General features: G+C 57.6%; 8 protein-coding genes and 1 pseudogene. 6 read left to right on the top strand and 3 right to left on the bottom strand.

What is annotated here, in order from left to right; translation table 11 throughout:
* Positions 1-373 precede the first annotated feature (373 nt).
* Positions 374-2,263 carry a KGGVGR-motif variant AAA ATPase gene (locus LB520_RS21630; RefSeq protein ID WP_224639098.1) on the bottom strand — a complete coding sequence of 630 codons (1,890 nt, stop codon included), beginning with the start codon at positions 2,261-2,263 and terminating at the stop codon, positions 374-376.
* Between the two features lie 2 nt (positions 2,264-2,265).
* Positions 2,266-3,027 carry a TIR domain-containing protein gene (locus tag LB520_RS21635; protein ID WP_318012121.1) on the bottom strand — a complete coding sequence of 254 codons (762 nt, stop codon included), beginning with the start codon at positions 3,025-3,027 and terminating at the stop codon, positions 2,266-2,268.
* Between the two features lie 188 nt (positions 3,028-3,215).
* On the opposite strand from LB520_RS21635, the gene LB520_RS21640 reads away from it, so the two are divergent.
* The 5 genes from LB520_RS21640 to LB520_RS21660 all read left to right on the top strand — a co-directional run bounded on the left by LB520_RS21640 (position 3,216) and on the right by LB520_RS21660 (position 7,495).
* Positions 3,216-3,707: a TIR domain-containing protein gene (locus LB520_RS21640; protein ID WP_224639100.1), complete on the top strand. Its 492-nt coding sequence runs from the start codon at positions 3,216-3,218 to the stop codon at positions 3,705-3,707.
* A gap of 857 nt (positions 3,708-4,564) precedes the next feature.
* Positions 4,565-5,074 (top strand): toll/interleukin-1 receptor domain-containing protein, encoded by a 510-nt coding sequence (locus LB520_RS21645; RefSeq protein ID WP_224639102.1) that lies wholly within the window; start codon positions 4,565-4,567, stop codon positions 5,072-5,074.
* 14 nt (positions 5,075-5,088) lie between these two features.
* Positions 5,089-5,688 carry a TIR domain-containing protein gene (locus LB520_RS21650; RefSeq protein ID WP_224639104.1) on the top strand — a complete coding sequence of 200 codons (600 nt, stop codon included), beginning with the start codon at positions 5,089-5,091 and terminating at the stop codon, positions 5,686-5,688.
* Entirely contained in the window at positions 5,685-6,845 is a 1,161-nt protein-coding gene (locus LB520_RS21655) for a toll/interleukin-1 receptor domain-containing protein (RefSeq protein ID WP_224639106.1), read from the top strand. Before LB520_RS21650 ends, LB520_RS21655 begins: the two co-directional genes overlap by 4 nt.
* A complete protein-coding gene (locus tag LB520_RS21660; protein ID WP_224639108.1) occupies positions 6,845-7,495 on the top strand; it encodes a hypothetical protein in 651 nt (216 codons plus the stop codon). The genes LB520_RS21655 and LB520_RS21660 overlap by 1 nt, the downstream gene beginning before the upstream one ends.
* A gap of 263 nt (positions 7,496-7,758) precedes the next feature.
* Here LB520_RS21660 and LB520_RS21665 read toward each other — a convergent pair whose 3' ends face one another.
* Positions 7,759-10,398 carry a hypothetical protein gene (locus LB520_RS21665; RefSeq protein WP_224639111.1) on the bottom strand — a complete coding sequence of 880 codons (2,640 nt, stop codon included), beginning with the start codon at positions 10,396-10,398 and terminating at the stop codon, positions 7,759-7,761.
* A 545-nt stretch (positions 10,399-10,943) separates the two neighbouring features.
* Here LB520_RS21665 and LB520_RS21670 point away from each other — a divergent pair.
* Positions 10,944-12,044 (top strand): annotated as a pseudogene (locus tag LB520_RS21670) (IS110 family transposase).
* The last annotated feature ends 2,035 nt before the right edge of the window (positions 12,045-14,079 follow it).

Genomic DNA, 14,079 nt, shown 5'->3' on the forward strand with positions numbered 1-14,079 from the left:
GTCCCCGCAACCAATTCTATCATAAATCAATAACCGTCCCGGTCTAACCGGGGCGGTTTTTGCGTTTAAGGGCGAGTCTGCATTCAGGATGGCTGAGTTACCGCTCCGACTACCCCCGGCCTTGGCGTGATCCCGCGGCTCTATACGTTTGGTGAGCCTGTCGCGAGTAACAGGTTCGGGTGTGCCGGTCGCTTGAGCTGGGTCCGGTGCGTCAGCCGTCACATCACTCTCATGAGGAATTTCGGAATCGATCTTATCGAAAAGATCTTTGCTCTCAATCGCCCGGATCCCGTTCGCAACCACTTCCTATTTCTTGCTGTGATGGGAAAGGAAAGTGGAACTGGCCCCGTTCTCAACGCTGCGTCCTTGCGCATCAACTTCGGTGTCGCCGCGCGCCCACGGCATGAGATATCCAGTGGCTGAGATTATCCCGGATGTATTCATAAACGGTGACGCCGTCGCTAAACGGGGGGTCGTAGGTCTGGGCGTCCATGGCAGTGCCTTCGATCGAAAGCGCATCGAAGGGGCTCGCCCCCTTTTCTGAGGACCGCCCGTTCCGGTCCTTGAGATTGTGAACGTGGATCGCGAGGATGCCGAGGCCGGTGCGCCATGCCCTTTCTATCTCGTACCTCACCCACTTTCGGTCAGCGGTCTGGGCACCGACCAACACGATCAGACACTCTTTCCCACGCATGTTGTCGTCAACCCAGGCAGTGATGGCCTTGTCGCCACGCCTGAGAACCTTGTCCCATGCCTCCCGATCCAGTATCGGCTGCGTTTCGATTCGACCCATGTTCCGGATTTGCTGAACCCGCCACATGTCATGCGCGGCGTCGAAGCTGATGTAGCACTTCCGCCCGGGACGGGGCCCAGGCACCAGTTGTGCTGGCCTAAGCATCTTTACGATTTGTCTCGCAGCGGAATCGAAGTCGAGGCTAACGGTGACATACTGCATGTGACGCAGAAGGTCTGGTATTGCCGAGGTGGGCGTGCCATCCAGCAAGACCGGCACGATGAATCTAGAGTGCCCGTCGGTCGCGGCTTGCCGTTGGAAAGCGCGAATCTCGAATTCCTGCCAACGACGCTCGCGCGTGCCGTCCCCGACTAATACTAGCATGTGGTCCGACGCCTCAATCGCGGATCGCAGCGCCGTCTCAGACGGCTCTCCGGCTTGAAGCTCATAACGGTCCATGAAGACCGAAAGCCCCCGCTTCGAAAGCGCCTCCCGCATTTCTTCGGCCGCGAACGTGTTAACATGGTCGTAGCTCAGGAACACGTCTGACCTAGAACGCCTACTGCCGGCAGCGATGCGCCTCGCGGCGGCCACGTAATCATCGCGGCTCTCCAGCATAAGGCTCGTCTGGCCCAGCCTGTGAGCGAGCAACGCGGCAAGGGTCTCAAGGCTGTAGTTGATGCCGAGGGGGTCCGCGGTCTCGTCCTCGACGACGGACAGCCGTTCCCCGAAGGTCCAATAGGGCACATAAGGGATGGTGGTGGCTTGGATAAGCCGAGCGGTCGAGTCCGTGGGCCCGGCCCAACCCCGATAGAACTCAGCAAGCTCGGTGGCAAACCGGTCCCGCCACGCCATCGAAATCCGATGCTCGAACTGGGTTTCGAAGCGCGCAGGTATCGGAAGGAGCAGGAGCCGCGAACGGTCCAGGGCGAGACCGTTGCGGGCTTTGGCCGCACGCCGTGCGACGTCGATCGAGCCCTCGAGGCTCTGCTGATTTGCGGTGAACAAAAATGCGAGCACGTCGGGGAGTTGCGCAGCGATAATGCCAGAAAAGTCTGTGACGCCCGTGCGGGCGTCGATCAGGACGTAGTCGAACTCATCCCGCAACTCGCCGAACATTCGCTCCAACGCGCTTCCGAGACCCGAGCGGTAGAGGCTCTTCCAATTCAGACGGCGCAGGCGCTGGGAATATGTCCGATCGGCTTGGCCCGCTTTCATCAGCGAGATTCCCGCAAGCGAAGGGGAGCTTAAGCGGTGGATGTGGTCACGCCAAGCAAGCGGTGCCCCGGGTTCTCTTCTATAGCGGGCAACGAGCTCAACCAGCCCGGGCCCCTCGCCAAGCCAGTCGCGCGTCTGGTCGTCCTGTGCCACAGAGCCGAAGAAGTGCGACAGGCCTGGTGCCTCAAGGTCGAAGTCAATACAGAGAACCCGGAAGCCCCATCGGGACAGCAGCACGCCGACATTAGCGAGGGCAAAAGATCTGCCGACGCCGCCCTTATATGAGTAGAACGTTACGACGCTACCAGCCAACGTCAAAGCTCCAGTAACGCAACGGGGGGTGGTGCCTCAACCGGGGGGTCCACGATTGGCCAATCCGCCTGCCAAGGCGGGACCGTCTGGAGATGCGTCTCGATATCCGCCGCAATGGCCATCATCGCGTCGTGAAAAGCGAGGTAGGCGGCCGAGTCTCTAAAGCCGGGATAGGGGTAGGTGAACGCTGTCAGGTCGCGCCTGAACTGGGTCTGCTTTGCCTTCTGCGCGAAGTGATTCCCATCGGAGTAGACCACGGGGTAGACAAGTCCGCGCGGTGGCCGCCCGCCGGCTAGAAAGGCCTCGCGCGCAAGCATGCTTTCCCACTCGGACATGCACCAGTGTGAACGGAAAAACGGCGGGGTCCAGATGGCAACCAGAAGACGGCTGCGGAGCAAGGCCTGCTTTAGCACGTCGGACCAGATAACGCCGGTCTCAATTCCGTTGTCGATGAACACCCGTGGTTGCTGAGGGAGCACTGAGTCTAAGCATTCCCGCAGTACAGGAGCGAAGTGATTGCTAACCCATGTTCCAACCTGACCGTGGCGGGGATAGCTGATGAAGACGTCCCACTCGTAAGCCAAGTCAGCGCGCTCCCTATATAGCACCTTCGGGCAACTCAACTTATCAGCCGACTGAAGCCATGAGCAAGCAGACAACTCGCCAAAGAGGCTTTTGGACATCCGCGCGTGTAAGCCATCCAAGGGCAACGGACTTCGCTCCAGGGACTTGCCAATTGACTTGTGACCCGGTCCGCCAGCCATGGCTCCCAGCCTGTCGGGATTTGCCTATCAGGCCTTGAAGGCCGGCCTTTGATCAGCCGGAGCGCGCGCCGGAGCCATCGCAACGTGCAATAACGACCATCGGTTAAAATGTTCCGGACGAAATGATTTCGGTTGTGGTAACGGCAGATTTCGGGTGAACTTACTCCTTTGATTTGCGAGGTGAATTCATGGCAAGGAAATGCTTCTACAGTTTCTACTACGACGAAGACAATTGGCGGGTTAGCACCGTCAAGAACATCGGCGCAATCGAGGGACAGGCGCTGGTGTCTGCCAATGAGTTTGAGGAAATCAAGCGCAAGGGCGACAAGGCCGTGGCGGATTGGATAGCCGGGAACATGGTCGGTCGGAGCACCGTCATTGTCCTCATCGGCGCCAACACAGCGTCGCGGAAGTGGGTAAGGCACGAAATTAAGTATGCGTTCGATAATGGCAAGGCGCTGGTGGGCATCCACGTTCATCGTCTGCTGGATAGAAATGGCAATGCAAGTGCAAAAGGCGCCAATCCATTCAGCACATTTACCGTTGGTGCCGACGAAAAGCCCTTGACCAATTGGGCCAAAACCTACGATCCTGGCGGGATAGACAGTAAGGGTGTGTACGATACGATCAAAAACAACATTGAATCCTGGGTAGAAGAAGCTATTCGTCTGAGGGCTTAGGTAGCAGGCTGCGACGGAAAAGGCTGGCGAATGAGATTTCGTTCGCCAAATGCGGTGGGTAGTCGCCTCAATTTACTCGATCGCTGCAGCTGCTCCGGTTGCTGGAACGGGTAACACCTGGGTGTTTGGGTTATGCCTTCTAGCCGGAAGAAGATCGCTCTGGGACTGTCCAAGCGGAAGGTGTATTGCACGACGCCCACTTCTGCCAGCGCTTGGTTTCCACGTGGCGCACACCATGTGCGAGGTGCGTTTAAGAAGCGGTTTCTCACGTGAAGCTTGGTTCCCAGAGCGAGCACAAGCGAAGAATTGGGATACATGCAGAATGAACGCAGCGTGTCACGCCTGCTCACCACGAGTGGCCGCAAGGACTTCGGACTTGGGAGCCGAACGGCTAAAATGGGTCGGCTGCAGAACGGCAGCTATCTGCGTGACTGCCGCCAACAACCGACAGCCCGGTTTCGGCCCCAAGGCTGCCAGGCAGCAATGGCCCAATCCCGCACTTTTAACAGTCGGCTAGCTTGTCTCGAAGCATACGTTCGCGGCCTGGAATTATAGCCCTTCCGTAACAGGCTGTTGAACTGCTCTCAGCCAAGCCGATTTTTGATCAATCGTCCTATTCGATGCAAATTGCAATAGAGTAGATTGTGTCAGATCCGAAAAAGAGGCGTGGAGATATTTAGCCAAAACATTTTCATGAATTCAAACCTGGTTCCGCATTGAATAACACTGTGCTTCTGACTGTTTGGCTTGATTCACTTTTGGGGTCGCAGATGAGAATTTCGCTTTAAGATCGAGGCAGGGAACTCGCCTGAGGCTTCCGAATCAGGCAAGAATCCTTGCTCAAGCGAGGGGATTACATGGCCATTTACCAAAGCGACATTCGTGCCTCGGCGAGCTACTCGACGGTAAGGAAATCAGCAAGCGAAGGGCGGGCGCAGAACAAACGTACGGCGTTTTTGTGTCACAGCCACCTTGACGCCGAACTCGCCAAGGGATTGCAAGGTTACCTCCACAGAAATGGATGGGAAGTCTACATCGACTGGGAAGACGGGTCGATGCCGGAGCAGCCGGATCGTCGGACAGCGGAAAAGATCCAGGCGAAGATCCGCGACCTCGAGATGTTCTTCTTCCTCGCGACCCAGAATTCTATGGGCAGCCGTTGGTGTCCTTGGGAGATAGGGTATGCGGACGGAGTCAAAAGCCTGAATCGCATCCTTGTCATTCCCACACGCGACGGCCGTGGCGTCACGCACGGCAATGAATATCTGGAGCTCTACCGACATCTCGATGAGGCCTCTACTGGCGGGATTGGGAGCTTCGACGCGGCGGGGAAAGGGATCCACCTCTCTGGCAATCAGACGCTCTGACGAGGAAGCGGCCAGTGGCGCGTAGAACGTTCTTCTCCTTCCATTATTCATCCGACGTCTGGCGCGCGTGGAATGTTCGAAACTCATGGGTGGCGAAGCCTGACCATGTCGACGTCGGATTTTTCGACAGAAGCGTATTCGAGGCTTCCAAACGCGAAAATGACGATACGCTGAAGGCCTTTCTCCGCAAAGGACTGGAGAACACATCGGTGACTTGCGTGCTCACTGGGACGAACACCTGGCGGAGGCGCTGGGTGCGCTACGAGATCGCCCGCAGCATCATTAAGGGCAACGGCCTACTGACGGTCTACATCCATGGTGTTAGAGACAGGAACGGATACACTTCCGCCAGGGGGTACGATCCACTCGCACAGATGGGTGTCTACCGGAGCTATGGCTCGATCTATCTCGCCGAGTGGAACGGCGCAAAGTGGGTGTCCTATTCTGACTACACGAGAGCCATCCCAGAGAGTGACTTGTGGTTCGTTGGTCCCAAAACTGACGCCGTCGTCCAGATATCCAGTCGCTGCATGGCGTATGACTATGCGCAGCAGCACGGACATAAGAACATAGGCGGATGGATTGAAACCGCCGCGGGGCTCGCAGGTCGATGAGTTTTTACGAACTAGCGGTACTTGGATCGCCGACAGAAAAAGAGCGCATCGCGCTTGCGGCGACGATCGGAGAGATGATCGCCGATTTTGGTTTGTCGGTCGGTACCGACGTTGTGATTCATGACGGCCAGTCCGCTCGGGCGCGAGATCCTCGAAACGCCTTTGCGGCCGTTTATTTCGGTGGCGACAAGGAAGTTGATGTCGAAGTCGCAAACGAACTCAAAGACGCAAGCTTGCCAATCATCCCGACGGTTGATCACTTGGGTGATTTTGGCGCCGCGATCCCGCCCTCGCTGCAATTCGCGAACGGATTGAGACGCCGGTCCGACGATCCGGATTTGACAGAGCTTTCGGGAGCTGCCTTGGAATGCGTCGGCCTTCTGCGCGCGCAACGCCGGGTTTTCGTTAGCTACAGACGAACGGAGTCACGGGCGGCAGCGTTGCAGCTTCATGACCTCCTTAACTCTCGGGGATTCGACGTTTTCCTCGACACGCATGACATTCGTCCCGGCGAGCCCTTCCAGGATGTCCTGTGGCATCGGCTGGTCGACTCCGACGTTGTCGTAATGCTTGATACTCCCAGCTACTTCGCGAGCCGATGGACGCGGCAGGAGATTGGCCGTGCCCGGGCGAAAGAGATCCAAGTCATTCGCGTAATCTGGCCGGAGCATACGCCGAGTCGTCTAATGGATATGGCTGAGACCGTATATCTCGATCCTGAAGAACTCCTCGGTCCTGACGGCCCGATCGCCGATACAACGGCAGATTCGATCGTACTCCGCGTCGAGCGGCTCCGGAGCATGAGTATCGCCGCGCGGTACATGTCGATCACAGGAAAGCTCAGGGCGGACGTCGAGAAAATCGGCGCCGCGGTCGAGGCCGTGGGCGCCCACCGGGCAATTGCCGTGCGGCTGCTGAACGAGCGCCTTATCTGGGCTTATCCGATCGTCGGTATCCCATCAGCCGAGACATTGAACGACGTCGCCACAAAAGCAAAGAAGGCCGAGCAGGGCGAGGTGCCCATACTTGTTTACGATCACATTGGAATTCGCGATAGTTGGATCGCCCATCTCGCGTGGCTCGACGAGCAAATAAAGGCAGTGAAGACTATCCGAGTGTCAGAGGCAGGATGGGCCCTGGCAGGTATGGACGACTAATGGCTGAAGCGATCTTCTTATCGGCGGGGGTTCCCGATCCGCGGCGTGGTCCGGAATTCGCGGCGACAGCAGACACCGTTGCCATAACCGCCGCGGTGTCCGCGCTCGCATACGTGGCGCTGGGGCGCAGACGCCTTATCTGGGGTGGCCATCCGGCCATCACTCCGATGATCGTCGTCATGTCCGAGGGCATGAGCATCGACTACGCGGAATGGGTGACGCTTTATCAGTCCGAGTTCTTCAAAGACGAGTTCCCCGAAGACAACAAGCGTTTCCGGAATGTCGTCTTCACAGAGAGGCTTGATAATGATCGTGAGGCGAGTTTGAGGCTCATGCGGCAACGCATGTTCCAAGAGCACGAGTTCAGGGCGGCGGTCTTCATCGGCGGCATGGGCGGAATCATCGCGGAATACGAAATGTTCAGGCAACTTCAGCCGGATGCGAAAGTCATCCCAGTGACCTCTACCGGAGGAGCGTCCCTCGACGTAGCCGCCAAGCTAGGCGAGGTGCCGTCCGACTTCCAGGATCAACGCGATTACGTCGCGCTGTTCCACGATCACCTCGGCATTTCGGTGAGGGAGGAGCGCTTCAGGGTCCCCGCAGATCAACCAGCCGCCGTCGAGGAGCGATTCTGGCGACCTGCGAACTAGATCGCGACTGGCCGCGGATCGCCAACGGTGAAAAGCGGACAAACCGCTAACGGCCCCTAAGCGGCGAGTCCGCTGATTTGCAACATTTCTCATTCGGCCCGTCTAACCAAGTTGGTATGTTGGGCTCCGCAATCTTTTTGTAAAGGGCGACCTAGCGCAGACGGTTGAAATTCCGCCGTTTTTTGTCTCGCGGAGAAGAACGCAGGGCCTAGCCGATTTTACATCCCGGATTCGGTTCGAGCGCAAGCCAGCCCAAATGATAGTCACTTTGCCAATTTGGAATCCCCAAGTGGATCAAGGAAGCTTTTCCCTAGACCATAGAACCAATCGTCTAAAAGCATGTGAGTGCCGTCGGTAATGCCGGTAATGGCAGACAAGAACATCTTGTCCCCGACGTGTTCACCCAGGGCGCGATAGGCCTCGAACTGGACCTCGGTAAAGAACTGATTTGCGGTCGGGTGATGAGGAAAGGCCGGCTCATCGAACTTATAGCGCCGAATGAACTCGCCTTCGTTGCCTGTAAGCGAGAGCTTGAGATAGAGAAGATATCCGATTTGTTCGTCGCGATCGCCGGCGCCCGAAGGATACCGGATACGGCAGAACCGGAAATGGGATCGGCTAAGCCCATTGTCACCAAGTCGGAGATCTTCGAGGTCGGCGTCAATCAAAATACCATGATCGATATAGGCCAGACGTTGCAAATTGGTCAGCGCATGAAATGTCATTTTACCATCGTTTTCGCCATCGACAGCAACAATGAAACGACACCGTCGGCGCAACAGTTCGTACACTCCAAGATTTTCAATATGGCCGCCGTCCGAGATGTTAACAAATGCGCCTTCTTCGTCTGCAGAAGCCAATAATTCCTTCTGAAGGTTCCAGAGGTTGGGAAAGAGGCGAAGGCGTCTCTTTGAAGAAGGGTTCTTTAGCCATAGATTGAGCCGCAAGTTTAGGAGCGTCAGCCAAAAACTGCCATAACGACTCGTCCTAAGACCCATTTGAGGGGATACCGCGGCACCGGATAGAGCCATCGCCGTCGCTAGATCTAGTTGCGGGTTTTTACCTTCCCATTCCGAAATAGGGGAATGCCCTATCAAATTTGCCCCGGCAGACACCGGGGTGAACGCAAATAAATCCGCATGACGGCCGCGCATTTCGGGCATTTTTGAGCCCGGAACGTTCAAGGCACAGTTGATGATCGGAAACATCGCGCGCTCTGAAGAAAACTCGCTGAGTTTAATGGGCCTCGCTGGCTGAGCGTTTCCGCCAAGAAGGAACGCGTGCGAGAGTTTGGTTCGATAGTAATGGTGCAGTGACGTTGCGTTGATGTTCAGGGTCACGAACAGAGCGAAGCCCACCGCAATCAACGAGGCCAGGACACACAAAGCTGTAAGGCTGCCCAAGCCGTTCAGAATCTGAAAAAGAAATCCTTCGAAAAGAATGACGAAAATCGCTGTCAGCGCTGTCATCAAAAGAGGGCGAATTCGAATAAAACCGATAAATAGGGCGCTGCCAATGGAGAAGGCTGCACCAAAGATTGTCAAGAAAACGAGCGCGTACCCTGTTACAGCGCTTCTGTCTGGTGCCAACATCTCCCGAATGCCCGTTGCCATGCCGCTTGCTGCCTGCAAAACGGCCCAAAGTGGCGGAACGAGCAGAAAGGCGCATACCAATGCGTTGAGCCTGTTCAAGAGATCTAGTCGTTTTCTGACAGCTCGTCGCGCGATTGGCAGGATCAATGCCCAAACAAAGAATGCGGCGATAAACAGCGAAGCCAGTAGCGCCGTGCGATCTGGCGCCAAGAGGTGGCTCAAGAAGATCTGCAGGTTTGCCAGAAGTGAGATCACGAGCATCAACATCAAAATGTTTATGAAGATGCCCTGGGCCTGCGCCATTGCGACGGCGAACCGTTCCCAGGCGCCTGACGATAGGAAGCTGGCGCCATGGCGAATGCGCTGCAGTAGCAAGGATTCCCCTTCCTCTCGCTTGAAGGGAAGGTCAGTCGAACTAAGGGTAAGGTCAGGGCTGTTATCGGGCGACCCAAGCAACTGCGTCAAGAACGATCCGGTGTAGCCGCCACCAGAGACTGTCGACAAATAGTCAAATTGGCTAAGGAGGTTTCTTTTCGACATCGAGACGAGAACGCCCATGCCGAAGGTTGCGCTTCTGATGCCCCCGCCGGAAAGCGCAATCCCGGAGGCCCAGTCTTCGTCTTTGACAGCGTAGAACTGCCGCCGCTGCTTGATTCGAGCCATTTCATCGAACCTCAGAGCTTCAAGCTTTGCAGTCTCCTCTGGCGAACGAGACCTGGTTGCCGAAACAGCCGAGGGTTCCCCCATAGGCTTCCACACAACCTTTGCGGCCATTTCCTGCAAGATGGCAGTTTCAGCAGGCCGAGCGAACGCTTCTGCCGAGTACCATTGAGCGGCACCGATCCTGGTCAGAACGCCGTCCAGCAATATTAGTCGCCTTTGTACCTCCGCTAGCTCGGCGCGAAATAAGTCGGTGCTGTCGAGCGCGCGAAGCTGGCCCGCCTTCGCTTTTAGGTGCCATTTTGCGGTAAAGGGCCGTACGAACGAGTTTAGAACATGCCAAACAACCGTCTCAAACGTATGCGCGTTTGCTGCACCTTTGGTAAGCTCTCGGGCTACTTCGAAGAGGCTGTATACACTCTTAAGGGCGCTCTCCTCGCTACCCTCGTTGTAGCCCAAAGGTTGTGTAGTAACCCTAGAAATGAGCTCTACATGGAGGGAGTGCGCAGCGGCACGTTCGGATGCCTCTATTACACCCCACTCGCGATCGCCGTATTCACTCAGAAAACGCTCATCAAACAGTGAGTCGTCTGATGCCCAGGCGTGCAATGCACTCCGCCAAAGGATTTTCACGTCTTCGTTTTCTGTCATCATTCCTACCGGGAAACAAAAGCGGTTTGTCGTTAATGAGCTGTACACAAAGTCGAGGCGCCGTCGTTCCGTTCTCGGCATTGTGCCGCCTTGCGGAACCGAAAGCCACCTCCATCAAACTAACGAGCCATATCTGCCAAACCATGCCTTATGAAGCTTCCAAATCTGCCCGCTAATTGTTTGTCGAAGCGAGTAGCTCAGCAACCTATTTGATAGGATGGGCGGGTGCGGCCCGTTCAGCAATTCTTCGCTCCGAACACCTCGACGGCCCGCCGATGAGTCAGGAAAAGCTGCGGGGCACGGTAAGGTGTCTACACTACAGAGACGCGGCCGATATTGCATCAAGGAGTTCCTCAGCGGCGAGGCTCACTCCTGGCGAGGGCTGGGACAACTCCCTTCCCATTGCGCGGACGGTCCCCCCGTCCATATTGTTCAAGTAAGGATTTTCGATTGGCAGGTGATCTCGGGGTAGCTCCCTAAGCCTTCGTTTCTCTGCTGCCGCCCGCTGCGCCGACTGCTAAGAAATCAACTGTCACAGGCGGCTGATGGAATACTTTTGCGGACTGGATGTTGCAGTGGACGAGATGGCGGTGTGCGTCGTCGACGAGCACGGTGAGGTGCATCTGACGGTCAAGGTGGAGACCGATCCCGATGCCTTGTTTGTGGTGTTGGGCCGTTCGTCGCGCGGCTGCGGCGTGTCGGCCATTAGGCGGAATCTCTGTCGCCATGGCTGCATCCGGAGCTTCTGAAACGCGTACTTCCAGTGACTTGCCTGGAGACCCAGCACGTGCGCGCCGCGATGTCGGCGCAGCGCAATAAGAGGACGCTGCCGACGCGCTCGGCATCGCCCACATCACGCGCGCGGGCTGGTTCCGTCAGGCTCATATCAAGACGCAGGACTGCTATCGGATGCGGCTTTTGAGGACCCACCGGCGCAACCTGACGCGCAAGTTCCTCGATCTCGAAAACGCCATCCGCCACTCGCTGAAAGCGTTCGGCATCAAGCTTGGCGGCACATCGCGCGGCGGTTTCGACCAGGCGGTACGCACGGCTGTTACAGACGATCCGCTGTCGGCCGAGCTGATGGACGCCATGCTGTCAGCACGCGCCGCGCTGTGGCGAGAGTACTGTCGGCTGCACGACCTGGTCGTGAAGATCGTCGCGAGAGCGAGCTCTGCCGGCGCTCCATGCGATCCCCGGCGTCGGTCCAGTGACGGCGCTCTCGTTTATGACGGCAATCGACGATCCGTCGCGCTTTCGCCGCTCGCGCGACGTCGCGGCCTACTTCGGGCTGACGTCGCGGCGCTGGCAATCGGGCACGTCGATCGACGTTCAGGGAAGCATCTCCAAGGCTGGCGACGCCGATGTGCGGCGCGCGCTGTACGAGGCAGTCGGCTCTGATGACGCGCTTTCGCGGCCGGGACAAGGTCAAGAGTTGGGGCCAGCAACTCGCCAAGGGCTCTTGTCATCGCAAAGCCTGTGTCGCGGTCGCGCGCAAACTGGCGGTGATCATGCACGCCATGTGGAACGACGGCACGTTCTATGTCGGCGATGTGACGGCGACCGAAACCGAGGCCGCGCAACGCTGCCACACCAAGGACCGGGTCTGCTGGGAGCGCATCGATGAGCGGCGGGACGGAACTTGAAACGCAGGCGGCGGCACGCTGACTCGCGCCATCTGACACATTGGAATCCGCCACGGCGGGATGAGAACCGATGCAGACCAACAACGACGGAACGCACGTTATCTTGCCTGCGGCCGCGCCGATCGGAAGACGGCCGGACCGCGCTCGATTGCCTGTGACGCTGCTCCGTCAGTGCGATGGAAAAGTGCGCCGCGACGGCTCGAGCGCTGCAACGCTGCAGCCCAAACATCCCGTCCCAGAGCGCGGAGGACTGCTCGTCGCATCGGAACTCGACGCCAGACCGCGGGATCGTAGCCTAGAGAACAAACTCGTATATTATCGTGGCATTGAGGAGAATCGACGATGCATGCCAACTCTCATCAAGCACAACCGATTAGGACGGCAAGATAAAAGAGCGCACATTGCGCGCTCTGGCGGTCGTTTGTTTTCAACGTGTTATGCGGCAATTTAACAATGTTAGAATACTTGGTGCACATTGCGGCGATGAGGAATCCCGAGTGGTTTGGCGATCTAACGCAATGTGCCGTGCTTCAGGTAAGGTCGGTCAAGGCCTGGAGCCGGGGAGGATTTTTGAAGCGCCGTCGCCTGACTCGACAAGCAAGCAGCTTGCCTGAAGCTGTTCGAAGGTGGGCTTCGGTCGCGAGATCAGAGAGATAGAACTCATTGTCGGAGCCGTTCAGGCCTGACTGCTCGAAGCTGGACATGCTGGGGCCATGACGCGGACGACGGAGTCTTCTTGCGACGATGTCGTTTGAGGCTGACCGTCGGCGGTCAATTGGCCTCAAATGGTCGCCCGGCCGGTCGTCGCATTTCGAAGGCCATGGTGCGAACATCGTCCCGGTAGCCACCAGACCGACTCCGAGGGTCGGGCACAAGTCCACAGCGCGAGATAGTTTTAGGAACCTTGGCAGGCGACGATGTAAAGCCGAGGAAGTGCGGCTCGGCCATATCGTTGCCGGAGTCGGTCTCGGCAAAGCCTGAACCGCGCCAGAGCCGAGCTCAACGATTCACGAGAACGTGGAGGGCTCCGAGGGCATTTAGCGGCCGAGCAGACATCGAAGCTGGCCGATTTCATATCGAGGGCGTCAACGGCGATCCCGACACGTCATCCGATCGCATACTCGTCGTCAGGAACCGCCGCGGCGCGCTGCCATCGTCGAGCGCGTCATGCTGACCACTGGAAAAATCCCCGAGACATCGCCGAACGCGGTGCGGCCTACGACACGACGCCGGCAAAGCCCCGGCAGTGATTTTTCAGTGCGTGCGCTTTCCCCCCCCCGACCTTGATGGGCAGGTTACAAATGATGGCGCGCCTTGGCTGGACCGAGAACTGTCCTCACCAGATCGGACGCCGCACGCATCGTGAAGCTTCGGGCAGGAGATCGCCGCATACCTCGACTGGCGCGGGGCAAAGCCTCAATCGACACGGGCTAAGCCACCGGTTTAGGATCGCGGGGTCCGGGAGTTGCGAGACCTACTTCAGCCCTTTGAACAGACTGCGATCGCCCACGTCGGCCGTAGGATGGCGGCCGAGCGTGGGCTCAGCATCATCCAGCGCCAACCCTAGCGACTTTGTCACTGGCCGCCTTGCCGGTGCCGCCAACCTGGCCTCTGGCCGCTTTGCAACGATCGGCGGCGGACTGGCTTCTAGTTGGTACCTTAGCAGCTACTATTCGCTAGGTGCATCGGATAGTACCTCAAAGGGCTCGCTCGTGGCCGACGCGCATCGACTGGAGCCTCGGCAGATGCCGCGGGTTGGAAGTTTGCGACCTTGTGCGACCGCCGTATCTGGTTGCCGAAAAATCTGCTCACTTCCTCAACCTGCGGCGGTAGTCCGCATCGGCTTAAAAATGGTGGCTGACGTGCGCTATGCTCGGTTGAACTCGTCACCTGACCGCATCACAACAATGTGAAGTGCCGATTCAAGCTCTCTCGGCTGGACGGGAAGTATGAAGGTATGTATCGATATTTCTACTGGGCGTTGTGACAAGTTCACAAAAATATGGGGAGGGTGATGCCGTCTCGGTTGCGTGAA

Origin of the sequence: Mesorhizobium sp. CA12 (assembly GCF_020165255.1) — a bacterium.
Taxonomy (GTDB): Bacteria; Pseudomonadota; Alphaproteobacteria; order Rhizobiales; family Rhizobiaceae; genus Mesorhizobium.